We start from the raw sequence: 22322 nt of genomic DNA, 5'->3' as shown, positions 1-22322 counted from the left end.
TTATCGAACCGCTTCGAAACCTTCAAGTACGTTCACGGCATTGATGCCGATCTCTTCGACCGCATAACCGCCTTCCATGACGAACAGGGTCGGTTTGCCGAGGCGGGCAATACGCTCGCCCATCTTCAGATAATCAGGGCAGTCCAGTTTGAACTGGGAGATCGGGTCGTCCTTGAAGGTATCGACGCCGAGCGACACCACCACCACGTCCGGTGCATAGGCGGCGATACGCTCGCAGGCCTGATCCAGGGCGTTGCTCCAGGTTGCCCAGTCACTGCCTGCGGGCAGCGGGTAGTTGACGTTGTAGCCCAGGCCTTCGCCTTCGCCCTGTTCGTCGGCATAGCCGAGGAAGAACGGGAACTCGGCTTGTGGATCGCCATGAATCGAGGCGAAGAACACGTCGCTGCGCTGGTAGAAAATTTCCTGGGTGCCGTTGCCATGATGGTAATCCACATCAAGGATCGCGACTTTACGCTGGCCCTGGTCGAGGAATGCCTGGGCTGCAATAGCGGCATTGTTCAGGTAGCAGTAGCCGCCCATGACATCGCTGGCGGCGTGGTGTCCCGGTGGACGGCACAGGGCAAAGGCACTGCGGGCACCGGCTTGCACGGCGGCCTGGGCGGTGAGTGCGACCTGCGCTGCGCTGTAGGCAGCCTGCCAGGTCCCGGCGGTGATAGGCGCGCCGGCGTCGAAGCTGTAATAGCCCAGTTCTCCATGCAGGCCTTTGGGTTTGATGCTGCGCAAGGTGCGCGCAGGCCAGGTGAAGGGCAGCAGGTCACTATCGTGGCCGAGGCTGGCCCAGCGCTGCCAGGCGCCCTCGAAGAAGTTCAGGTAATCGGCGCTGTGCACGCGCAACAGCGGTGCCCGGCCAAAATCTGCAGGGCCTTGTACCGGGCCCAGTTCACGGGTCTTGACCCGTTCCAGCACATGGTCGGCACGTGAAGGCATTTCGAAGCAGGGCATCAGCTGTCCGTCGATCAACTCGCAGCGGCCGTGATGAAGGTGATGGTCATCGGAATAGATTGTCAGCATTTGTTGTTCTCCGGGGTCACTGGCATGGGTCCATTGTTGATGGATCGGCCCCGGTGCAGAACGGCGGAAACGGCCAAAAGGGGATCGATATGGCCAGCCTGGCTGTCCGGATATCGCCCCCACGCGGCGAGCTGAGCGCCTGTCAGGCGCGGAAATGGCTTGGCGCTACGCCGCTCCAGCGTAGAAATGCATGGCGGAAACTGGCGGTTTCGCTGAAGCCCAGCGCTTCGGCAATTTGATAGATCGGCAGCTGGTCTTCGGCCAGCAGCTGTTTGGCTCGCTCGAATCGTAGCTCGTCGAGCAACTGCTGGTAGCTGCTGCCCAGCTCCTGTAGATGCCGACGCAGGGTGCGTGATGAGCAGTTCATCTGTTTTGCCAGGCCTTCCAGTCCGGGCGCGGCATCCAGCTGATCGAGCAGCAACTGCCGGATGCGCCCGAGCCACGCCTGGCGACCGGTGAACTCCAGGTTCTGCCGGCGGCAGCGTTCGCTCATGGCCCGGTGAGTGATCTGGTCGGCCAATGGCAAGGGCATATCCAGCCAGCGGCGCTCGAAGGCAAAGGCGTTGTCGCTGGCCTCGAAGTGCAGCGGGCAGTTGAAGGTTTCAGCGTACAGCGCCTGGTAATCGGGAGCGGCGTGGACAAAGCGCGACGCCAGCAGCGGCAGCGATTGCCCGAGCAGGTCATCACAGATGACTTTCAACGAGGTCAGACAGAACTCGGCGTTGAACGCTGCCAGGTGAGGGTCTTCGCGATAATTGCTGGCGCTGAACCAGATACGTTCGCCGTCGTCGATCAGGCGCAGCTGGAAAAGTGTTCCCAGCAGCGCCGGATATTGCATGGCCAGGCGCAAAGCGTCACCTAAGGTGGCACTGGAGAGCAGGGCGTAACCGAGCATGCCGTAGCAGGAAACATGCATGCGCCGACCCAGTTCCAGGCCCACTTCACGGCGCCGCGCCACGGCGTTGGCGCACACCAGCAACTCCTGGCGGGTGGTGATGCGCGAATCGGCGCGGCCCAGGTCGGCCGGGCTGATGCCGCTACCGTTGAGCAGCGCCGCAGCGTCTACATCGTCATCCTTGAAGGCCTGTAGCACCAGCGATACGGCGTTGAGGGTGGTGAGGTGTGAGTGGAGCATGTCTGGCTTCCTGCTGAAGGGCTACCGGCAAGCGAGCAATATGCGTGCCTTGCCGGGGTCAGCGCAGTTCGCCACACAGGTCGAGCTCGATCAGGCGGCGTACGTCTGCCATCGGCAAGCCGGCGCCGAGCAGCAGTTGCAACTTGCCGAACGCTGCTTCGCGGGTCATCCCGCCCCCCGACAACACCCCGGCCTGACGCAGGCGGCTGCCGGCTTCGTACACATCCAGCTCGACTCCGCCTTCATGACACTGGGTGATTGCCAGCACCACGACCCCACTCGCTTGCGCTTGCGCCAGGGTATCGAGAAAGTCGGTGTTGTCAGCCGGTCCGGTACCGCTGCCGAAGCATTCCAGGATCAGGCCCTGCGCACCGCTGTCGAGCGCCGCGTGCAACAGCGCGGCGCCGAAGCCTGGTACCAGCGGCAGGACGGCGACCGTGGCGGTTTGTTTTGCCTGCCGATAGTCGAGTTCAGTTGGCAAAGGCTGCACTGTGGCCGCACCACCGAAGCGCTTGAGCGTGACGAACGGGTGCCGGCCAAAGCTGCGCACCTTGGCGGTGCGGTTGGGTTCGAGCAGTTCACCATGAAAATACAGCTGCACACCTGCAGCGACCCCTTGGGCCAGAGCCAGCAGGGCGCCGACCAGGTTTTCCCAGGCGTCGCTGTCGGCAACCCCGGCCGGCAGCATGGAGCCGGTGAACAGCACAGGTGCTTGCAGGCCGAGGAGCTGGAAGCTCATGGCGGCGGCGCTGTAGGCGAGGGTATCGGTACCGTGCAGGATCAGTACGGCATCGCAGCCTTGCGCATCGACAGCCTCGATCACCGCCGCGCGCAGGCGCTGCCAGTACTCGGGCGTCATGTTGGCGCTGTCGATCAGTGGCTGCATTTCGCGGAACTGCCAGTGCGGGATATCGGCACGTCCGGCCAGTTGCTCACGCATCCGCTGTTCGAAACCCGAGGCCGGGGCCAGGCCGTTGGCGCTGGCCTGCATGCCGATGGTGCCACCGGTATACAGCACCATGATGTTGCGGGCGGGATGAGCGGTTGCCATGGGCTGTCTCCGTGATCGGCTTATAGTTAGCTGCTCACAGTACGTCATGCTGTCAACGATATGCCACAGGCATAAAAAAAGGGCCCGGGGAGTGATCCCTGGGCCCTCAAAAGGTGAGAGGTGTCTAGTCCCTCGACCTGGTGAGCGGTGTTACAGCATCGGTTACGCCTTCAGCGGCACCAGACGCGGAGCAATCATGTTTTCCGGACGCAGGATGTCGTTGAGCATCTCTTCGTCCAGCAGGCCTTCCTCGCGGACCAGTTCCAGCACACCACGGCCGCTTTCCAGGGCGATGGCAGCGATACGGGTGGCGTTTTCGTAGCCGATGTACGGGTTCAGGGCGGTGACCAGGCCGATCGAGTGTTCGACCAGTTCACGGCAGCGCTGTTCGTTGGCGGTGATGCCGACGATGCAGTGCTCGCGCAGCATGTCCATGGCGCGTTGCAGCAGGCGGATCGAATCGAAGATCTTGTAGGCGATCAGCGGTTCCATCACGTTCAGTTGCAGCTGGCCGCCTTCGGCAGCGACGGTCAGGGCCAGGTCGTTGCCCATGATGGCGAAGGCCACCTGGTTAACGGCTTCCGGGATTACCGGGTTGACCTTGCCTGGCATGATCGAGCTGCCTGGCTGACGCGCTGGCAGGTTGATCTCGTTGATGCCGGTACGCGGGCCGCTGGACAGCAGGCGCAGGTCGTTGCAGATCTTCGACAGCTTGACCGCGGTACGCTTGAGCATGCCCGAGAACAGGACGAAGGCGCCCATGTCCGAGGTGGCTTCGATCAGGTCGGCAGCTGGTACCAGCGGCTGGCCGCTGATGGTCGCCAGGCGCTGGACGGCCAGCATCTGGTAGCCCGGGTCGGCGTTGATGCCGGTACCGATGGCGGTACCGCCCAGGTTGATTTCGGTCAGCAGCTCTGGCGCCAGGGAACGCAGACGGTTGAGGTCTTCGGTCATGGTGGTGGCGAAGGCGCGGAATTCCTGGCCCAGGGTCATCGGCACGGCGTCCTGCAGCTGGGTGCGGCCCATCTTCAGTACGTGGTCGAATTCCTTGCCCTTGGCGGCGAAGGCCTGAATCAGGCTGTCGAGGCTGGCCAGCAGCGCATCGTGACCGAGCAGCAGACCCAGACGGATCGCGGTCGGGTAGGCGTCGTTGGTCGACTGCGCCATGTTCACGTCGTTGTTCGGGTGCAGGTACTTGTACTCGCCCTTCTGGTGGCCCATGGCCTCCAGCGCGATGTTGGCGATTACTTCGTTGGCGTTCATGTTGGTAGAAGTACCAGCACCGCCTTGAATCATGTCGACCACGAACTGCTCGTGGTAGTCACCGCGGATCAGACGGGCGCAAGCCTCGCTGATGGCGGTGTGCTTGGCATCGCTCAGGTGACCCAGCTCACGGTTGGCGTCAGCAGCAGCCTGCTTGACCATCGCCAGGGCGACAACCAGTTTAGGGTAGTGCGACAGCGGAACACCGGAGAGGTGGAAGTTGTTGGCAGCGCGCAGGGTCTGGATGCCGTAGTAGGCATCAGCTGGGACTTCAAGGGTGCCAAGCAGGTCTTTTTCGACGCGGAACGATGCAGCAGCGGACATGATAAATATCATCTCGTGTTAGGCCCGGCACATGCCGGAATGGCGCCAATCCTAGGCCTGCGCCGATTTTGCGGCCAATGCTGTTGCACGCTAACCTATGCACAAACGGCATAATGGTTGATGTGACGCCAACCGACATTCGAGCGTGTGCCATTTTGGTGCATGCCTGGAGAGACAGATGAACCTCGAAAGCAAATGGCTGGAAGACTTCAGTGCCCTGGCGGCGACCCGCAGCTTTTCCCAGGCGGCCGAGCGCCGCTTTGTGACCCAGCCGGCCTTCAGCCGCCGTATTCGCAGCCTTGAGGCCGCGTTGGGGTTGACCCTGGTCAACCGCTCGCGCACGCCGATTGAACTGACTGCGGCCGGCCAATTGTTCCTGGTGACGGCGCGTACCGTGGTCGATCAGTTGGGCGAAGTGCTGCGCCATCTGCATCATCTGGAAGGCGGGCAGGGCGAGGTGATTCAGGTGTCGGCCGCTCACTCCCTGGCGCTGGGGTTCTTCCCGCGCTGGATCGCCCAGTTGCGCAACGATGGTCTGAACATCGCCACGCGTCTGGTGGCTACCAACGTTGGCGATGCGGTGCACGCCCTGCGTGAAGGCGGTTGCGACTTGATGCTGGCGTTCTATGATCCCGATGCCGCGTTGCAGATGGACGCGGAAATCTTCCCGTCGCTGCATATGGGCAACACCGAGATGCTCCCGGTGTGCGCCGCCGACGCTGAAGGCAAGCCGTTGTTCGATCTCGAAGGTGAAGGCAGTGTGCCGTTGCTGGCCTATAGCGCCGGGGCGTTTCTCGGCCGCTCGGTCAATCTGCTGCTGCGTCAGCGCAATCTGCGTTTTACCACGGTGTACGAGACAGCCATGGCCGACAGCCTCAAGAGCATGGCGCTGGAAGGCCTGGGCATTGCCTGGGTGCCGCGGCTGTCGGCGCGCGCCGAGCTTGAGCGGGGTGAGCTGGTGATCTGTGGCGGCAGCCAGTGGCACGTGCCGCTGGAAATCCGTCTGTATCGCTGCGCGCTGGTGCGCAAAGCCAACGTGCGCTTGCTCTGGCGCAAGCTGGAGGGCGGGCCGGCAACGGCTTGACTCAAAAGTCAGCCAAAGCCCCGAAAAATAAGGCCGACAGTTGGTCGTCAGGGTGCATCAAAAGCGCGGCTTTGCGGTATACTGCGCGGCCTTCGGTCGGTTTCCCCCGACCCTAATTCGTATAACAAGCCACGCCGGTTGTCCCGCGTGGCTTGTTGTTTTTTGACGCGCCTGCGGGCGCCCAAGAGAAGAGGCTCGACGATGAGTGCACTGGTTGGCGTGATCATGGGCTCCAAGTCCGATTGGTCCACCCTTAGCCACACCGCCGATATGCTGGAAAAACTCGGCATTCCCTACGAGGTAAAGGTGGTTTCCGCCCACCGCACCCCGGACTTGCTGTTCCAGTATGCCGAAGAGGCTGAAGGCCGTGGCATTGAGGTGATCATCGCCGGAGCCGGTGGCGCTGCCCACTTGCCAGGCATGTGTGCGGCCAAGACCCACCTGCCTGTTCTGGGCGTACCGGTGCAGTCGTCGATGCTCTCCGGTGTCGATTCGCTGCTGTCGATCGTACAGATGCCAGCCGGTATTCCGGTTGCCACCCTGGCCATCGGCAAGGCCGGTGCGATCAACGCCGCGCTGCTCTCGGCGAGCATCCTCGGGGCCAAGCACCCGCAGTTCCACACGGTGCTGAAGCAGTTCCGCGCTGAGCAGACAGACAACGTTCTGGACAATCCAGATCCGCGCCAGGCCTGAGGTCAAAAGCATGAAAATCGGTGTAATCGGTGGCGGCCAGCTGGGTCGCATGTTGGCCCTGGCAGGAACGCCGCTGGGCATGAACTTCGCCTTCCTCGACCCGGCTCCGGACGCTTGCGCCGCGCCACTGGGCGAGCACCTGCGTGCCGATTACGGCGACCAGGATCACCTGCGCCAGTTGGCCGACGAAGTCGATCTGGTCACCTTCGAGTTCGAAAGCGTGCCGGCGGAAACCGTAGCTTTCCTGTCGCAGTTCGTTCCGGTCTACCCGAGTGCCGAATCGCTGCGCATCGCCCGCGATCGCTGGTTCGAAAAGAGCATGTTCAAAGACCTGGGCATTCCAACCCCGTCGTTTGCCGACATCCAGTCGCAAGCCGACCTGGATGCTGCGGTGGCCAGCATCGGCCTGCCGGCCGTGCTCAAGACCCGTACCCTGGGTTATGACGGAAAAGGCCAGAAAGTGCTGCGAACTGCCGAGGATGTTGTAGGCACCTTCGCCGAACTCGGCAGCGTGCCATGCCTGCTGGAAGGCTTCGTGCCGTTCACCGGTGAAGTCTCGTTGATCGCCGTGCGTGCCCGTGATGGCGAAACCCGTTTCTACCCGTTGGTGCACAACACCCACGAGAACGGCATCCTGCGCCTGTCGGTTGCGAGTGAAGACCACATGCTGCAGAACCTGGCCGAGGACTACGCCGGTCGCGTGCTCAAGCAGCTCGACTATGTCGGCGTGCTGGCTTTCGAGTTCTTCGAAGTCGACGGCGGCCTGAAGGCCAACGAGATCGCCCCACGGGTGCACAACTCCGGGCACTGGACCATCGAAGGCGCCGAGTGCAGCCAGTTCGAAAACCACCTGCGCGCCGTGGCCGGCCTGCCGCTGGGTTCGACTGCCAAGGTCGGCGAAAGCGCCATGCTCAACTTCATCGGCGAAGTGCCGGCGGTCGACAAGGTGGTTGCGATCGACGAATGCCACCTGCATCACTACGGCAAGGCCTTCAAGGTCGGGCGCAAGGTTGGTCATGCCACCCTGCGTTGTGACGACATGGCGACCCTGGAACAGAAGATCCAGCAGGTCGAAGCCCTGATCCAGGGCTGAAGGGAACCTTCCTTCTTCGCGGTCCCTCTGATGGCGGGATGCCAAAGCGCTGACTAGGCTTTGGCATGCGCCATTTCACTCAGAGGGATTGCCATGGGTATCATCGGAACCATCTTCATCGGCCTGATCGTCGGTCTGCTGGCACGCTTCATCAAGCCCGGCGACGACAGCATGGGCTGGATCATGACCATTCTCCTCGGCATTGCCGGTTCGCTCGCAGCGACCTACGGCGGCCAGGCGCTGGGCATCTACCGGGCCGGCGAGGGCGCAGGTTTTCTCGGTGCGCTGGTGGGCGCGGTCGTCCTTCTGGTGATCTACGGTATGGTCAAAAAGAACTGATGGCAGGCTAGAATGCTCGGCAATTTCCGTTGCCGAGCATTCTCATGCGCCGTGTATTACTGCTTTCACTGTTGCTCATCAGCAGCCTGGCCCGTGCCGAACTGGCGGAAACCGACTGGCTGGAGCTGATGCCCAAGTCGGACCAGAAAGCCCTTGAGCTGATGCCCGAGATCGACCACAACACCCCGGAAGCCATGGGCACCTTCACCGACAAGGGTGGCATGAAGCAGGCCAAGGGCTTGCCGGCGGTGATGTATTCGAACAAGACCGTCGCTGCCATGAACGGCAAGCAGATCCGTTTGGGTGGTTATCCGGTGCCGCTGGAAACCGATGCCAAGGGCAACAGCACGCTGTTCTTTCTCGTGCCTTATCCGGGTGCCTGCATCCACGTACCGCCACCGCCACCCAATCAGTTGGTGCTGGTGCGTTATCCCAAAGGTTTGAAGCTCGACGATATCTATACGCCGTTGTGGGTCAACGGCACGTTGAAGATCGAGAAAGTCAGCAATGATCTGGCCGACGCCGCCTATGCCATGGATGCGTCCAAGGTGCGGGTAGTGGAAGACGCCGATTTGTAAACGCTACTCCTGTGGGAGCTGGCCTTGCCGGCGATGAGGCCAGTTCAGTCGGCGACCGCTTCGCGCTCGATCGCCGGCAAGGCCAGCCCCCACTGGGTCTAGAGTCGCTCGCTAGCAATGCTGACACTCAGCGAATGCGTTGCCCCAGGTGCCAGCGTCACCACATCGTCCCAGACGTTCGCAGTCTCGATACACAGCATGCGCTGCCAGCCATCATCGGCCATGTCCGGCAGTTCGGCCGCGCGCGCGATCCACGGGTTCCAGATCACCGCCGAGCGTGAACCGCTGCTGTTCAGGCAAATGCGCCGGTTCCAGTTCGGGTCGACAATGCTCAACTGCTCAGGCGTCTGCAGGTAGATGCGATCAGTCTCACCGGCAAAACCAAGATCGCCTTGTTGCGTGCGTTGTTCCCAGTCAGCCAGGGTTTCGATGTAGCTCAGGCCATCAACGCCTTCTACCACCACCTCACGCACATCGCTGACTGCAAAGTAGCTGTGCAGTGCCTGGCTGATGGTGACCGGGACGTTGTCGAGGTTGTAGCTGGAGAGCGTGATAGTCAGCTGTTCGCCCATGACGATGCTCAGCTTGAGCTCGACATTATGCGGCCAGCCGGGGAGGTCGCCCTGGGTTTCGGGCAAGGTGAATTCAGCCCGGACACTGTCGCCGCTGCCTTCGATGCCCAGCAGTTGCCAGTCGCGACCGCGCACCAGGCCATGGGCCAGTGGGTCTTCACCGTGATACATGGCCTGCACAGCCGCAGGATTTCGCTCGAGCTTGCCAAACCAGGGCCAGCACACCGGAACCCCGGCGCGCACGGATTTACCCTGCTTGAAGGTGGCCTGCTCGCTGAGCAGCAGCAACGGCGGCTCGCCGATCCGCTGATAGCTCAGGACCTGCGCGCCCTGCTGGGCTACCAGCAGTTCGGCAGTGTCGCTGGTGATGCGCCAGCAATTGAGTACGCCGTGCTGTTCGGATTCGACCTTGGGTGTGGACATGCGCTTGATCTCGTTGGTTTGCCGTACGGTTCTCGACCGGTTGCCTACCTTCGAGTTTACCGCGCAGGCGTGTCAGCGACGAGGAGGAACCGAACGGGTGCGGCCGCTGCCATCAATGGCAACGAACACGAACACAGCCTCGGTGACCTTGCGCCATTCGCTGGACAGCGGATCGTCGCTCCACACCTCGACCATCATCTGGATCGAGCTGCGGCCGATTTCCAGGGTCTGGGTATAAAAGGACAACTGCGCACCAACGGCCACAGGGACCAGGAAGGCCATACGGTCGATCGCCACGGTTGCCACCCGGCCACCGGCGACACGACTGGCCATGGCGGTGCCGGCCAGGTCCATCTGAGCGACTAGCCAGCCGCCGAAAATGTCGCCGAAACCGTTGGTCTCACGCGGTAATGCAGTGATCTGCAAGGCCAGGTCGCCTTGCGGGATAGGATCTTCTTGTTCGAGTTCAATCATGCCGGGGGTGCCTCTGACCCGTGACGCTTCGTTGGTTGGCGCTATGACAGACGCCTCGAAAAACGATTCAGCACAACTATTCTACGCTGCTTTCGCTTTGCCAGGCGGCGAAGGGAAACTCTGCGAAACCGACTAAGCATATCTAGCGGCGTTTTCGCACAACATCCTTCACAAGACGCAACCTTTTCCTACAGGCGGCCAGTATATAGAGCGAAAAGCGCAGCGACGACCATGCAGTCATGAATAGTTGTATTGAATATGTACTGCTATGTGCTTTTTCCGGCAATTTGCTATGGTTTGGGGCTTCCCAGGCCGTAACCCGCGTCACAGGCGGCCTGCAGTATCAATAAAGCTATACCAATAAGAGATACCTATGACCTCCGTGCCCGGCAGTATCGCGCAGCCTTCGCGGCCGCTCACCCGCAGTGACTACAAAACTCTGTCGCTTTCCGCCCTGGGCGGTGCGCTGGAATTCTACGATTTCATCATTTTCGTGTTCTTCGCCACCGTGGTCGGCAAGCTGTTCTTTCCTGCCGACATGCCGGAATGGCTACGCTTGATGCAAACGTTTGGTATTTTTGCCGCTGGCTATCTGGCGCGGCCGCTGGGCGGGATTGTCATGGCCCACTTTGGCGACCTGCTGGGACGCAAGAAGATGTTCACCCTGAGCATCTTCATGATGGCCGTGCCGACCCTGATCATGGGCCTGCTGCCGACCTATGCACAGATCGGCATGTGGGCACCGATCCTGCTGTTGCTGATGCGGGTGATCCAGGGCGCGGCGATTGGCGGAGAGGTGCCGGGCGCCTGGGTGTTTGTGTCCGAGCATGTACCGGCACGCAACACCGGCTACGCCTGTGGCACCCTGACGGCCGGGCTGACCTCCGGGATCCTGCTCGGCTCGCTGGTGGCAACCTTGATCAACAGCATCTACAGCCCGCAGGAAGTTGCCGACTACGCCTGGCGTATTCCTTTCCTGCTGGGTGGGGTGTTCGGCTTCTTTGCTGTGTACTTGCGCCGCTGGCTGCACGAAACCCCCGTATTTGCCGAGATGCAGGCGCGCAAGGCACTGGCTGAAGAAGTCCCCCTGCGTGCGGTGTTGCGTGATCACCGTGGCGCCATCGTCATCTCGATGTTGCTGACCTGGCTGCTGTCGGCCGGCATCGTGGTGGTGATCCTGATGACTCCGGCCCTGCTGCAGAGCCTGTACCAGGTCAGCCCGACCGACTCGCTGAAGGCTAACAGCCTGGCCATCGTCCTGCTCAGCTTCGGCTGCATCGGCACTGGCGCGCTGGCAGATCGCCTGGGCGCCGGCCGAGTGTTCATTGTCGGCAGCCTGCTGTTGCTGGCGTCGTCCTGGACCTTCTACCACAGCCTGCCAACCCACCCTGAATGGATGTTCCCGCTGTATGCCCTGACGGGGCTGTGCGTGGGTATTGTCGGCGCGGTGCCGTATGTCATGGTCAAGGCGTTCCCGCCGGTGGTGCGCTTCAGTGGTCTGTCTTTTTCCTACAACCTGGCTTACGCAATCTTCGGTGGTCTGACGCCGATGGTGGTCACCGCGCTGCTCAAGTTCAGCCCGATGGCACCGGCCTACTACGTCGCTGGCATCTGCACCATTGGTCTGCTGGTGGGTATCTATCTGCTGGCGAAAAAACGTTGAAACCGCTCTAAGCCAACCCTCGCAACATTTTGAAAAGGCCATCCCCGGATTTCGGTGATGGCCTTTCATCTAATTGTCACATTCGGTTCATAGAGTAGTCATGCGGCCTGCAGATACTTGGGCCCGATCCATCTCAACCCAAATTCTGCTAGGAGCAAGGCATGAAACTGAAGCGTTTGATGGCGGCCCTGACTTTCGTCGCCGCTGGCGTTGCCACCGCCAATGCGGTTGCCGCTGTTGACCCTGCTATTCCGACCTACACCAAGACCACCGGTGTGTCGGGCAACCTCTCCAGCGTCGGTTCCGATACCCTGGCGAACCTGATGACCCTGTGGGCTGAGGCCTACAAGAAGGAATACCCGAACGTAAACATCCAGATTCAGGCTGCCGGCTCCTCCACCGCGCCACCGGCGCTGACCGAAGGCACCGCCAACCTCGGCCCGATGAGCCGCAAGATGAAGGACGTCGAGCTGCAGGCGTTCGAACAGAAGTACGGCTACAAGCCAACCGCCATCCCGGTTGCCGTCGACGCCCTGGCCGTATTCGTGCACAAGGACAACCCGATCAAAGGCCTGACCATGGCCCAGGTCGATGCGATCTTCTCCTCGACCCGTCTGTGCGGTGCCAAAGCCGACGTGAAAACCTGGGGTGATCTGGGTGTGACCGGCGACCTGGCCAACAAGCCGGTTCAGCTGTTCGGTCGCAACTCGGTATCCGGCACCTACGGCTACTTCAAGGAAGAAGCCCTGTGCAAAGGCGACTTCAAGCCTAACGTCAACGAACAACCTGGCTCGGCTTCGGTCGTGCAGTCGATCAGCAGCTCGCTGAACGGTATCGGTTACTCGGGTATCGGCTACAAGACTGCCAGCGTGAAGACCGTGGCCCTGGCCAAGAAAGAAGGCGGCGCATTCGTTGAAGACAACGAAGCCAACGCCCTGAACGGCACCTACCCGCTGTCGCGTTTCCTCTACGTCTACGTCAACAAGGCGCCGAACAAGCCTCTGGCCCCGCTGGAAGCCGAGTTCGTCAAACTGGTTCTGTCGCAAGCAGGCCAGCAGGTTGTCGTGAAGGACGGTTACATCCCGCTGCCTGCCAAAGTGGCTGAAAAAGCCCTGGCAGACCTGGGTCTGAACCACAACGGCAACGTTGCAAAGAAGTAACTGAAGGTTCGGCGGAGCCCGGTCAATGACCCGGTTTCGCCACAAATTGCGAGTCCGCTGCCAGGACCACTGAGCGGCGGGCTTTTTTGCGTCACTGCATTGTCATGTTTTTGTCATACGGGACCGCTAGGGTGTGCGCATGAATGATCTGGCCAACTCCACAATGACCCAAAATTCTCCCCCCGTGCGGATTGACTTCAATACGCCCGAACTGCAACGCAAGCGCCGCATGCGTGCGCTCAAGGATCGCCTGACCCGCTGGTATGTACTGGTGGGCGGGCTTGCCGTGCTGGCAGCGATCACCTTGATCTTCTTCTACCTGGCCTATGTGGTCGTGCCGCTGTTCCAGGGTGCCACGCTGACCAGCAAGAAAGCGCTGGAGCCGACCTGGCTGAGCCAGGATGCCGGCAAACCGCTGATGATTGCCCTGGAAGAGCAGAACCTGGTGGGGATGCGGGTTTCCGACAAGGGTCAAGCGCTGTTCTTCGACACCAAGAGCGGTGCCGAGCTCAAACGCGTTGACCTGCCAGTACCGGCAGGTACCCAGGTGACCTCTATTGGCGCCGATCAGCCGGGTAACCCGCTGGTGGTGCTGGGCTTGTCCAATGGTCAGGCGTTGGCATTCAGCCACAGCTACAAGATCACCTACCCGGACAACAAGAAAACCATCACCCCGGCCATCGACTTCCCTTATGGCCAGGAGCCGTTCGTGCTCGATGAGCAGGGCCGCGCGCTGGAGCACGTCAGCCTCAATGTGAATGGCGAAACCCTGGTGGTTGCCGGTTCCACTGGCGCGCACCTGCAGGTGGTATCGCTGAGCCGCGAAGAAAACATGATGACCGGTGAGGTCACCAGCGAGCAGAACCGCATTGACCTGCCGCAGATGACTGAACCGGTCAAAGCGATCTTCATCGATCCGCGTCAGCAGTGGCTGTATGTGATTAACGGCCGGGCTCAGGCGGATGTCTTCAGCCTGCGTGAAAAGAGCCTCAATGGCCGTTACAAACTGCTCGAAGACGGTAATGCCGAAGTCACCGCCAGCACCCAGCTGGTCGGCGGTATCTCGCTGATCATCGGCGACTCCAAAGGCGGCCTGGCCCAGTGGTTCATGGCCCGGGATCCGGACGGCGAGCAGCGCTTCAAGCGCATTCGCGAGTTCCAGATGGGCACAGCGCCGATCGTGCAGATCGATGCCGAAGAGCGCCGTAAGGGCTTCGTTGCCCTGGATGCTGCCGGCAAGCTTGGCGTGTTCCACAGTACTGCGCACCGTACCCTGCTGGTCGAGCCGGTAGCCGAAGGCGCAGGCATTCTGGCACTGTCGCCGCGGGCCAACCGCATCATCGTCGAACAGGGCGGCAAGTTGCTGCCGCTGACGCTGAAGAACCCGCACCCGGAAGTGTCCTGGAGCGCGTTGTGGAGCAAGGTCTGGTACGAGAACTATGACGAGCCGAAGTACGTCTGGCAGTCCACCGCCTCGAACACCGACTTCGAACCCAAGCTGAGCCTCTCGCCGCTGACCTTCGGTACCCTGAAAGCTGCGTTCTACGCGATGATCCTGGCGGCTCCGCTGGCCATTGCCGCAGCCATCTACACCGCTTACTTCATGGCTCCGGGCATGCGCCGCAAGGTCAAGCCGGTGATCGAGCTGATGGAGGCGATGCCGACAGTAATTCTCGGTTTCTTCGCCGGCCTGTTCCTGGCGCCGTACCTGGAAGGCCACCTGCCGGGTGTATTCAGCCTGTTCCTGCTGATGCCGATCGGCATCCTGGTTGCTGGCTTCGCCTGGAGCCGTCTGCCTGAGTCGATCCGCCTGCGGGTCCCGGATGGCTGGGAGTCGGCGATTCTGATCCCGGTCATCCTGCTGACCGGCTGGTTCGCCCTGTACATGAGCCCGCTCCTGGAGACCTGGTTCTTCGGTGGTGACATGCGCCTGTGGATCACCAATGACCTGGGTATCACCTACGACCAGCGTAACGCCCTGGTAGTCGGTATCGCCATGGGCTTCGCGGTGATTCCGAACATCTATTCGATTGCTGAAGATGCCGTGTTCAGCGTGCCGCGCAGCCTGACCCTGGGCTCCCTGGCACTCGGTGCAACGCCATGGCAGACCCTGACCCGCGTGGTCATCCTGACCGCCAGCCCGGGTATTTTCTCGGCGCTGATGATCGGTATGGGCCGTGCGGTGGGTGAAACCATGATCGTACTGATGGCCACCGGCAACACCCCGGTCATGGAAATGAACCTGTTCGAAGGTATGCGCACCCTGGCCGCCAACGTTGCGGTGGAGATGCCGGAATCGGAAGTCGGTGGCAGCCATTACCGCGTGCTGTTCCTCGCCGCGCTGGTGCTGTTGATGTTCACCTTCGTGATGAACACCTTGGCCGAGCTGATTCGCCAGCGTCTGCGCAAGAAATACTCGTCGCTTTGATAGAAAGGTAGAGATCCGTGAAAAAGGATTCCCTCAAAAGCTGGTTCAAGAGCGGCGCCCCCGGCGTCTGGATCAGCGGTGGCGCCGTCGCCATCGCGGTGATCATGACCATCGGTCTGCTCTCTGTGATCGCTGTGCGCGGCCTCGGCCACTTCTGGCCAGCCGATCTGGTCCAGGCTACCTACAAGGTGCCTGGCCAGGCCGACCACGTCGTTATCGGCGAAGTGGTGCAGAAGGAAGAAGTGCCGCTGGCACGTCTGAAAGGGGCCGGCCTGCCGGTCCCGGAGAACGGCCCGGAGTTCATGACCCGTGAGCTGATCAAGGTCGGCAACCGCGACCTCAACGGCAGCGACTTCACCTGGGTGGTCGGCGATTGGCTGACCGACCTGCAGACGCCGGTCGAGCTGATTGCCCTGGAACGTCGAGAGTGGGGTAACTTCTACGGCTACCTGGTCAGCGTCAAGGAAAACGGCAAGGTCGTCGCCGAAGGCCAGGCGGCCTGGTCCGAGCTGCAAGCGCGCCTCAAGCGTGCCGACAAGCTGGCTGGCGAGCTGCAGAAGCTTGAGAAGAAGGACATCGGTGCCATCAACTATGGCCTTGAGCGTCTGCGTCTGCACGCTCGCAAGCTGGAACTCGACGGCAAACTGGATGCCGCCGCCCAGGCTGACATGGACGCCGAACGTGCCGAGCTGAACAACCGCTACAAGGCCATCGAAGAGCGTCTGAGCAACCTGCATCAGGATTTTGGTCGCGACAGCCTGGTTGCAAAGGATGGCAACGGTCGTGAAGTCGAGATCAACCTGAGCAAGGTGGTTCACGCTTACCAGCCGAACGGCATGGGCTTCTTCACCAAGATGGGCGTGTATTTCGCCAAGGTCTGGGAGTTTCTTAGCGACGACCCGCGTGAAGCCAACACCGAAGGCGGGATCTTTCCTGCAATCTTCGGTACCGTGATGATGACCCTGATCATGGCCGTGATCGTCACCCCGTTCGGCGTGCTGGCGGCGGTGTACCTGCGTGAATATGCGCGCCAGGGGCCGGTGACCCGCCTGATCCGTATCGCCGTGAACAACCTCGCCGGTGTTCCGGCCATCGTTTACGGTGTGTTCGGTCTGGGCTTTTTCGTCTATGTACTGGGTGGCTCGCTCGACCGCTTGTTCTTCCCTGAAGCACTGCCAGCGCCAACCCTGGGTACGCCGGGTCTGCTCTGGGCCTCGCTGACCCTGGCACTGCTGGCGGTACCGGTGGTGATCGTGGCCACTGAAGAAGGCCTGGCGCGTATCCCGCGTACGGTTCGCGAAGGTTCGCTGGCGCTCGGTGCAACCAAGGCCGAGACCCTGTGGAAGATCGTCCTGCCGATGGCCAGCCCGGCGATGATGACCGGCATGATCCTCGCCGTGGCCCGTGCCGCGGGTGAAGTGGCACCGCTGATGCTGGTGGGTGTGGTGAAGCTGGCGCCATCGCTGCCGGTGGACGGCAACTACCCGTACCTGCACCTGGACCAGAAGATCATGCACCTGGGCTTCCATATTTATGACGTCGGCTTCCAGAGCCCGAACGTCGAGGCCGCGCGGCCGCTGGTTTACGCCACCGCGTTGCTGCTGGTGCTGGTGATCGCCACGCTCAACCTGTCGGCCGTATGGATTCGTAACCACCTGCGCGAGAAGTACAAGGCGCTGGACAGCTGATCGAAGCACCCTTTTTGCAAGTGCCGCCCGTGTGTTGTGCCGGGCGGTTCGATGAAACGAAATTGATAGCGTATGGAGTCTGACCATGCAGCAAGAATCCCACGCCCACGGCATCGATATGTCGGCCCTGGGTCGTACCAAGCAGAGCCTGCAACTGGCTGATGAAACCGTGGCCATCGAAGTGCCTGGCCTGAGCCTGTACTACGGCGAGAAACAAGCTCTGTTCGACGTCAGCATGAACATCCCGAAACAGCGCGTGACCGCCTTCATCGGCCCGTCCGGCTGCGGTAAATCGACCTTGCTGCGCACCTTCAACCGCATGAACGACCTGGTTGACGGTTGCCGCGTCGAGGGTGCGATCAACCTGTACGGCAACAACATCTACCGCAAGGGCGAGGACGTGGCCGAACTGCGTCGCCGAGTCGGCATGGTGTTCCAGAAGCCCAACCCGTTCCCCAAGACCATCTACGAAAACGTGGTCTACGGCCTGCGCATCCAGGGCATCAACAAGAAGCGCGTGCTCGATGAGGCCGTGGAATGGGCACTCAAGGGCGCGGCCCTGTGGGAGGAGGTCAAGGACCGCCTGCACGAGTCGGCCCTGGGCCTGTCCGGTGGTCAACAGCAGCGTCTGGTGATTGCCCGCACCATCGCCGTGGAACCAGAAGTTCTGCTGCTCGACGAACCATGCTCGGCCCTGGACCCGATCTCGACGCTGAAGGTCGAAGAGCTGATCTACGAACTGAAGTCCAAGTACACCATCGTCATCGTTACCCACAACATGCAGCAGGCGGCGCGGGTGTCCGATTACACCGCCTTCATGTACATGGGCAAGCTGATCGAGTTCGGTGACACTGACACGCTGTTCACCAATCCGGCGAAGAAGCAGACCGAAGACTACATCACCGGTCGGTATGGCTAGGATTCAACGACTGAACGCCGCCTGACAGCACTTACCGGACGCTCCAAGGATTTCTCATGATCAACAAAGACAGCCTTACCCACCACATCTCCCAGCAGTTCAACGCCGAACTCGAGGAGGTCCGCAGTCACCTCCTGGCGATGGGCGGTCTGGTCGAGAAACAGGTCAATGACGCGGTCACCGCGCTGATCGAGGCCGACTCGGGCCTGGCCCAGCAAGTGCGCGAAGTCGACGAGCAGATCAACCAGATGGAGCGCAACATCGACGAGGAATGCGTGCGCATTCTCGCCCGTCGTCAGCCGGCCGCTTCCGATCTGCGTCTGATCATCAGCATTTCCAAGTCGGTGATCGACCTGGAGCGCATCGGTGACGAATCGACCAAGATCGCCCGCCGCGCCATTCAGTTGTGCGAAGAAGGTGAGTCGCCGCGTGGCTACGTCGAAGTCCGGCACATCGGCGACCAGGTGCGCAACATGGTCCGCGATGCGCTGGATGCCTTTGCCCGTTTCGACGCCGACCTGGCGCTGTCGGTCGCCCAGTACGACAAGACCATCGACCGCGAGTACAAGACCGCGCTGCGCGAGCTGGTCACCTACATGATGGAAGATCCGCGTTCGATCTCGCGGGTACTCAGCGTGATCTGGGCCTTGCGTTCACTGGAGCGGATCGGCGACCACGCGCGCAACATCTCCGAGCTGGTGATCTACCTGGTGCGCGGTACCGACGTGCGTCACCTGGGCCTCAAGCGCATGAAAGAAGAGGTCGAAGGTGGCAGCGAAAAGGCTAATGTTCCGGCTGAAACTGACGATAAGTAAGACTGCCCCGAGAACGAACGCCCGGCCCTGGCCGGGCGTTTTCGTTTGCGGTCGAGCACCTCAAGGCAGCCGCGAACGAAACCACGAGTCCCGGCGTGAGCCAATGTTTGGCAAATGGCCATTAGTCAGCGTTATGCTAGTCGGGATTCAATAGGAGTGGCGATGAGTAAAGTCAGTGTGTTGGTTGTGGATGATGCGCCGTTCATTCGCGACCTGGTGAAGAAGTGTCTGCGCAACTATTTCCCGGGAATTGTCATCGAAGACGCGGTCAACGGTCGCAAGGCCCAGACATTGCTGGCGCGTGAAGCTTTCGACCTGGTCCTGTGCGACTGGGAAATGCCGGAAATGTCCGGGTTGGAGTTGCTGACCTGGTGCCGTCAGCAGGAGTCGATGAAGACGTTGCCGTTCATCATGGTGACCAGCCGCGGCGACAAGGAAAACGTGGTCCAGGCGATCCAGGCCGGTGTTTCTGATTTCGTCGGCAAGCCGTTCACCAATGAGCAATTGCTGACCAAGGTGAAGAAGGCCCTGACCAAGGTTGGCAAGCTCGATACCTTGCTGGCCAGCGCCCCGACGCGTGCCAATTCGGCTTTTGCCAATGACTCGCTGAGCGCCCTCACCGGTGGCCGTGCCGAAACGGTAAAACCGACAGCACCAGCTGCTCCGGTGGCGGCGGCCAAGCCCCTGATCAATGCGCCCAAGCCCACTGCTGCCGCTGCCGCACCTGCGGGGCGTGGTCAGGGGCAGCTGCGTCTGCCAAACGGTGTGCAGCCGTGCGTGATCAAGGCCCTGAGCCTCAAGGAGGCGCTGCTGGTGGTCCGCCGTGGCGAGACCCTGCCACAGGTGCTCGAAGGCGCTGTGCTCGATCTGGAGCAGGGTGAAAACGCCGAAGTCGCCCGCCTCAATGGTTACCTGCATGCGGTGGCGGCGCTGGAACCGAAGCCGGACAGCGACTGGTTGCAGCTGACCTTCAAGTTCGTCGATCAGGATGCGCAGAAGCTGGACTACCTGTCGCGGTTGATTGCCCGTGGTACGGCGCAGAAGCATTTCGTACCGGGGGCCTGACCTCAGGATTGGTAGGAGCGGATTTATCCGCGAAGAGCTGCGCTGAGGCCCTTCGCGGATAAATCCGCTCCTACACCGCTCGTCTTCTGAAACACCTCCACCATCCCTCCGGCAAAATCCCCTGCTAGTCTTCGACAGACTTCAACTGTCAAAAAGCCACTAACCATGCAGGCACATTCGCTGCTGTTCTGCGCCTTGCTCGTGGCTTGCAGCCCGACCCTGGCCTCGACCTTCTACAAAAGCACCGATGCCAACGGTGTAGTCTCGTATTCCGACCGGCCACTGCCTGGCGCAAAGGCCTTTGTTTTCCGCGACCAAATGGTCGAGCAGCTGGAAGGTCAGGTGAAACTGCACGCCATCAAGTTCGCCAGCGGCGTGAGCTTCAGCGCCCGCAACGACACCCACGCGCCGGTGGAGGTGGAGCTGCGCCTGGAGCGTCTGGGTAACGCCAAGGGCGCAGGTACGCGGCTTGTCCGGCGTGTGGTGCCTGCGCGTGCGGCAGTGCTGCTGACTGTGGTCAACGCACTGCAAGCGGACCTGCCGGTGAGTTATCAGGAGAAGTTCACCTATGCCCTGGGCAACCCGGCACAGCGCCAGCAGGCCTTTAAATATCCGCTGCCATGGCGCGGCGGGCCTTTTCGCGTGACCCAGGGGGCCAACGGCAGTTACAGCCATTTCGGCCCCAAAAGCCGCTACGCCATGGACATCGCCATGCCTGAAGGTACGCCGATCATTGCTTCACGGGCGGGCACCGTGATCAAGACCGAGAACAACCAGAGCGGGCGCGGAACGCACCCGGCCGGCAATTTCGTGCGGATTCTGCATGACGACGGCACCATGGGTGTCTATCTGCACCTGATGCGTGGTTCTGTAGTGGTTGGCGAAGGACAGCGGGTGGTGTACGGGACCGCGCTGGCAAAATCCGGCAACACCGGCAACAGCACTGGCCCGCACCTGCATTTTGTCGTGCAGCGCAACGTCGGGCTGGCGCTGGAGTCGATTCCTTACCAGTTCAACCAGCCTGTCGGCGGGTTACCGAACTTTACCGCCGGCAATCCTTGATCGCGGGGCAAGCCCGCTCCCACAGGTCATTCCAGCCTGTGGGAGCGGGCTTGCCCCGCGATGCGGTGTTGCAGCTCAATCGAGCTTGAGCACCTTGGCCAGAACAATCTTCGGGCCTTTCATCTTCTTGATGATGATGCGCAGGCCTTCGACTTCCAGCTGCTCCTCTTCTTCCGGTACCCGCTTGAGGGTCTCGTAGACCAGACCGGCGAGGGTTTCCGCCTCGATATGGTCCAGGTCCACGCCGAGCAGGCGCTCGACCTTGAACAGCGGCGTGTCGCCACGTACCAGCAGCTTGCCTGGCTGGTAGGCAAGGATGCCGCGCTCGGCCTTGCGGTGTTCGTCCTGGATGTCACCGACCAGCACTTCCAGCACGTCTTCCATGGTCAGGTAGCCAATGACCTTGCCATCGGCTTCCTCGACCAGGGCGAAGTGCGCGCCGCCTTTGCGGAACTCTTCGAGCAGGTGGGCCAGAGGCATGTGGCGGGACACGCGCTCCAGCGGCCGGGTCAATTCGGCAAGGTTGAAGGATTCGGGGATGTGCTCCAGATCGGCCAGTTCCAGCAGCAGATCCTTGATATGCAGCAGGCCGATGAACTCACCACGCTTGGCATCGAACACCGGGTAACGGCTGAATTTGTGCCGGCGGAACATCGCCAGGATTTCCTTGAGCGGCGCATGGGCGTCAAGGCAGACCATGTCTTCACGGGAGTTGGCCCAGTCGACCACCTCCAGTTCACCCATTTCCACTGCCGACGCCAGTACGCGCATGCCCTGGTCGCTGGGGTCCTGGCCACGGCTGGAGTGCAGGATCAGTTTCAGTTCGTCGCGGCTGTAATGGTGCTCATGATGCGGGCCGGGTTCACCCTGGCCGGCGATACGCAAAATGGCGTTGGCACTGGCGTTGAGCAGGTAGATGGCCGGGTACATCAGCCAGTAGAACAGGTACAGCGGTACCGCAGTCCACAGCGACAGCAGTTCGGGTTTGCGGATCGCCCAGGACTTGGGCGCCAGCTCACCCACCACGATGTGCAGGTAGGAAATCACGAAGAAGGCGCTGAAGAACGACACCGCTTTGATCACCTCCGGCGACTCTACGCCGACAGCGGCCAGCAGCGGTTCGAGCAGATGCGCAAAGGCCGGTTCACCGACCCAGCCCAGGCCCAGCGAGGCGAGGGTGATGCCCAGCTGGCAGGCCGAAAGGTAGGCGTCCAGCTGGTTGTGCACGGTGCGCAGGATTTGCCCGCGCCAGCCATGCTGCACGGCAATCGACTCGACCTTGGTCGAGCGCAATTTGACCATGGCGAACTCGGCGGCAACGAAAAAGCCGTTGAGCAGCACCAGCAGCAGAGCAAAAAGAATCATGCCGAAATCGGCGAAAAGTGAGGCGAAGCTGATACCAGGGGAAGGGTCCATGATGGGGTTTTACGGGGTCCGTCATCTGAAAAAAGAGAGAAATGC

20 protein-coding genes are annotated in these 22322 nt (G+C 61.3%); 13 read left to right on the top strand and 7 right to left on the bottom strand.

Annotation, left to right across the window (positions count from 1 at the left end):
* The 4 genes from ACVI9W_RS11940 to aspA form a co-directional block, all read right to left on the bottom strand.
* A complete protein-coding gene (locus tag ACVI9W_RS11940; protein WP_461530081.1) occupies nucleotides 1-1032 on the bottom strand; it encodes a histone deacetylase family protein in 1032 nt (343 codons plus the stop codon).
* Nucleotides 1033-1174: 142 nt separating this feature from the next.
* A complete protein-coding gene (locus ACVI9W_RS11935; RefSeq protein WP_461530080.1) occupies nucleotides 1175-2167 on the bottom strand; it encodes an AraC family transcriptional regulator in 993 nt (330 codons plus the stop codon).
* Nucleotides 2168-2225: 58 nt separating this feature from the next.
* On the bottom strand, nucleotides 2226-3218 hold the full coding sequence (locus ACVI9W_RS11930; protein ID WP_461530079.1) for an asparaginase: 993 nt from the start codon (nucleotides 3216-3218) through the stop codon (nucleotides 2226-2228).
* A gap of 162 nt (nucleotides 3219-3380) precedes the next feature.
* Nucleotides 3381-4805 (bottom strand): aspartate ammonia-lyase, encoded by a 1425-nt coding sequence (aspA, locus tag ACVI9W_RS11925; RefSeq protein WP_461530078.1) that lies wholly within the window; start codon nucleotides 4803-4805, stop codon nucleotides 3381-3383.
* Between the two features lie 178 nt (nucleotides 4806-4983).
* On the opposite strand from aspA, the gene ACVI9W_RS11920 reads away from it, so the two are divergent.
* The 5 genes from ACVI9W_RS11920 (at nucleotide 4984) to ACVI9W_RS11900 (ending at nucleotide 8592) form a co-directional block, all read left to right on the top strand.
* The gene (locus tag ACVI9W_RS11920; protein ID WP_157190562.1) at nucleotides 4984-5889 is read left to right on the top strand and encodes a LysR substrate-binding domain-containing protein; all 906 of its coding nucleotides are present in this window, start codon (nucleotides 4984-4986) and stop codon (nucleotides 5887-5889) included.
* Between the two features lie 201 nt (nucleotides 5890-6090).
* Nucleotides 6091-6582: a 5-(carboxyamino)imidazole ribonucleotide mutase gene (gene purE, locus ACVI9W_RS11915; RefSeq protein WP_038615995.1), complete on the top strand. Its 492-nt coding sequence runs from the start codon at nucleotides 6091-6093 to the stop codon at nucleotides 6580-6582.
* A gap of 10 nt (nucleotides 6583-6592) precedes the next feature.
* Nucleotides 6593-7675 (top strand): 5-(carboxyamino)imidazole ribonucleotide synthase, encoded by a 1083-nt coding sequence (locus ACVI9W_RS11910; RefSeq protein ID WP_038615994.1) that lies wholly within the window; start codon nucleotides 6593-6595, stop codon nucleotides 7673-7675.
* A 93-nt stretch (nucleotides 7676-7768) separates the two neighbouring features.
* Complete coding sequence (locus tag ACVI9W_RS11905; RefSeq protein ID WP_157190560.1) at nucleotides 7769-8014, top strand: GlsB/YeaQ/YmgE family stress response membrane protein; 246 nt, start codon at nucleotides 7769-7771, stop codon at nucleotides 8012-8014.
* A gap of 44 nt (nucleotides 8015-8058) precedes the next feature.
* A complete protein-coding gene (locus tag ACVI9W_RS11900) occupies nucleotides 8059-8592 on the top strand; it encodes a DUF3299 domain-containing protein (protein ID WP_461530077.1) in 534 nt (177 codons plus the stop codon).
* 98 nt (nucleotides 8593-8690) lie between these two features.
* Here the strand turns inward: ACVI9W_RS11900 and ACVI9W_RS11895 are convergent, their stop codons facing one another.
* Together ACVI9W_RS11895 and ACVI9W_RS11890 are read right to left on the bottom strand one after the other, a co-directional pair.
* Entirely contained in the window at nucleotides 8691-9587 is an 897-nt protein-coding gene (locus ACVI9W_RS11895; RefSeq protein WP_461530076.1) for a D-hexose-6-phosphate mutarotase, read from the bottom strand.
* A 72-nt stretch (nucleotides 9588-9659) separates the two neighbouring features.
* Nucleotides 9660-10061: an acyl-CoA thioesterase gene (locus ACVI9W_RS11890; RefSeq protein ID WP_009402429.1), complete on the bottom strand. Its 402-nt coding sequence runs from the start codon at nucleotides 10059-10061 to the stop codon at nucleotides 9660-9662.
* Nucleotides 10062-10434: 373 nt separating this feature from the next.
* Between ACVI9W_RS11890 and ACVI9W_RS11885 the strand changes: the two genes are divergently transcribed.
* The 8 genes from ACVI9W_RS11885 (at nucleotide 10435) to ACVI9W_RS11850 (ending at nucleotide 20861) form a co-directional block, all read left to right on the top strand.
* Nucleotides 10435-11724, top strand: a complete 1290-nt coding sequence (locus ACVI9W_RS11885) for an MFS transporter (protein WP_157190557.1) — start codon at nucleotides 10435-10437, stop codon at nucleotides 11722-11724.
* 161 nt (nucleotides 11725-11885) lie between these two features.
* Nucleotides 11886-12884: a phosphate ABC transporter substrate-binding protein PstS gene (locus ACVI9W_RS11880; protein WP_461530075.1), complete on the top strand. Its 999-nt coding sequence runs from the start codon at nucleotides 11886-11888 to the stop codon at nucleotides 12882-12884.
* A 139-nt stretch (nucleotides 12885-13023) separates the two neighbouring features.
* On the top strand, nucleotides 13024-15312 hold the full coding sequence (locus ACVI9W_RS11875) for an ABC transporter permease subunit (RefSeq protein WP_461530074.1): 2289 nt from the start codon (nucleotides 13024-13026) through the stop codon (nucleotides 15310-15312).
* A gap of 17 nt (nucleotides 15313-15329) precedes the next feature.
* Nucleotides 15330-17000 carry a phosphate ABC transporter permease PstA gene (pstA, locus tag ACVI9W_RS11870; protein WP_038615980.1) on the top strand — a complete coding sequence of 557 codons (1671 nt, stop codon included), beginning with the start codon at nucleotides 15330-15332 and terminating at the stop codon, nucleotides 16998-17000.
* An 85-nt stretch (nucleotides 17001-17085) separates the two neighbouring features.
* Nucleotides 17086-17919: a phosphate ABC transporter ATP-binding protein PstB gene (pstB, locus tag ACVI9W_RS11865; RefSeq protein WP_038615978.1), complete on the top strand. Its 834-nt coding sequence runs from the start codon at nucleotides 17086-17088 to the stop codon at nucleotides 17917-17919.
* Nucleotides 17920-17975: 56 nt separating this feature from the next.
* Nucleotides 17976-18734: a phosphate signaling complex protein PhoU gene (phoU, locus tag ACVI9W_RS11860; protein ID WP_038615977.1), complete on the top strand. Its 759-nt coding sequence runs from the start codon at nucleotides 17976-17978 to the stop codon at nucleotides 18732-18734.
* Between the two features lie 162 nt (nucleotides 18735-18896).
* On the top strand, nucleotides 18897-19799 hold the full coding sequence (locus ACVI9W_RS11855) for a response regulator (protein ID WP_461530073.1): 903 nt from the start codon (nucleotides 18897-18899) through the stop codon (nucleotides 19797-19799).
* A 165-nt stretch (nucleotides 19800-19964) separates the two neighbouring features.
* The gene (locus ACVI9W_RS11850) at nucleotides 19965-20861 is read left to right on the top strand and encodes a peptidoglycan DD-metalloendopeptidase family protein (RefSeq protein WP_461530072.1); all 897 of its coding nucleotides are present in this window, start codon (nucleotides 19965-19967) and stop codon (nucleotides 20859-20861) included.
* A gap of 75 nt (nucleotides 20862-20936) precedes the next feature.
* Here ACVI9W_RS11850 and ACVI9W_RS11845 read toward each other — a convergent pair whose 3' ends face one another.
* Nucleotides 20937-22277 carry a hemolysin family protein gene (locus tag ACVI9W_RS11845; RefSeq protein ID WP_038615969.1) on the bottom strand — a complete coding sequence of 447 codons (1341 nt, stop codon included), beginning with the start codon at nucleotides 22275-22277 and terminating at the stop codon, nucleotides 20937-20939.
* Between the last annotated feature and the right edge of the window lie 45 nt (nucleotides 22278-22322).

It is taken from the genome of Pseudomonas sp. 210_17 TE3656 (assembly GCF_054821965.1).
Note: the sequence above shows the minus strand (reverse complement) of the source record. Positions and strands in the feature narration are given on the sequence as shown.

Bases quoted from the DNA above. Each gene is read 5' to 3' on its own strand.
- ACVI9W_RS11940 (WP_461530081.1), bottom strand. From the start codon at position 1,032: ATGCTGACAATCTATTCCGATGACCATCACCTTCATCACGGCCGCTGC.
- ACVI9W_RS11935 (WP_461530080.1), bottom strand. From the start codon at position 2,167: ATGCTCCACTCACACCTCACCACCCTCAACGCCGTATCGCTGGTGCTA.
- ACVI9W_RS11930 (WP_461530079.1), bottom strand. From the start codon at position 3,218: ATGGCAACCGCTCATCCCGCCCGCAACATCATGGTGCTGTATACCGGT.
- aspA (WP_461530078.1), bottom strand. From the start codon at position 4,805: ATGTCCGCTGCTGCATCGTTCCGCGTCGAAAAAGACCTGCTTGGCACC.
- ACVI9W_RS11920 (WP_157190562.1), top strand. From the start codon at position 4,984: ATGAACCTCGAAAGCAAATGGCTGGAAGACTTCAGTGCCCTGGCGGCG.
- purE (WP_038615995.1), top strand. From the start codon at position 6,091: ATGAGTGCACTGGTTGGCGTGATCATGGGCTCCAAGTCCGATTGGTCC.
- ACVI9W_RS11910 (WP_038615994.1), top strand. From the start codon at position 6,593: ATGAAAATCGGTGTAATCGGTGGCGGCCAGCTGGGTCGCATGTTGGCC.
- ACVI9W_RS11905 (WP_157190560.1), top strand. From the start codon at position 7,769: ATGGGTATCATCGGAACCATCTTCATCGGCCTGATCGTCGGTCTGCTG.
- ACVI9W_RS11900 (WP_461530077.1), top strand. From the start codon at position 8,059: ATGCGCCGTGTATTACTGCTTTCACTGTTGCTCATCAGCAGCCTGGCC.
- ACVI9W_RS11895 (WP_461530076.1), bottom strand. From the start codon at position 9,587: ATGTCCACACCCAAGGTCGAATCCGAACAGCACGGCGTACTCAATTGC.
- ACVI9W_RS11890 (WP_009402429.1), bottom strand. From the start codon at position 10,061: ATGATTGAACTCGAACAAGAAGATCCTATCCCGCAAGGCGACCTGGCC.
- ACVI9W_RS11885 (WP_157190557.1), top strand. From the start codon at position 10,435: ATGACCTCCGTGCCCGGCAGTATCGCGCAGCCTTCGCGGCCGCTCACC.
- ACVI9W_RS11880 (WP_461530075.1), top strand. From the start codon at position 11,886: ATGAAACTGAAGCGTTTGATGGCGGCCCTGACTTTCGTCGCCGCTGGC.
- ACVI9W_RS11875 (WP_461530074.1), top strand. From the start codon at position 13,024: ATGAATGATCTGGCCAACTCCACAATGACCCAAAATTCTCCCCCCGTG.
- pstB (WP_038615978.1), top strand. From the start codon at position 17,086: ATGCAGCAAGAATCCCACGCCCACGGCATCGATATGTCGGCCCTGGGT.
- phoU (WP_038615977.1), top strand. From the start codon at position 17,976: ATGATCAACAAAGACAGCCTTACCCACCACATCTCCCAGCAGTTCAAC.
- ACVI9W_RS11855 (WP_461530073.1), top strand. From the start codon at position 18,897: ATGAGTAAAGTCAGTGTGTTGGTTGTGGATGATGCGCCGTTCATTCGC.
- ACVI9W_RS11850 (WP_461530072.1), top strand. From the start codon at position 19,965: ATGCAGGCACATTCGCTGCTGTTCTGCGCCTTGCTCGTGGCTTGCAGC.
- ACVI9W_RS11845 (WP_038615969.1), bottom strand. From the start codon at position 22,277: ATGGACCCTTCCCCTGGTATCAGCTTCGCCTCACTTTTCGCCGATTTC.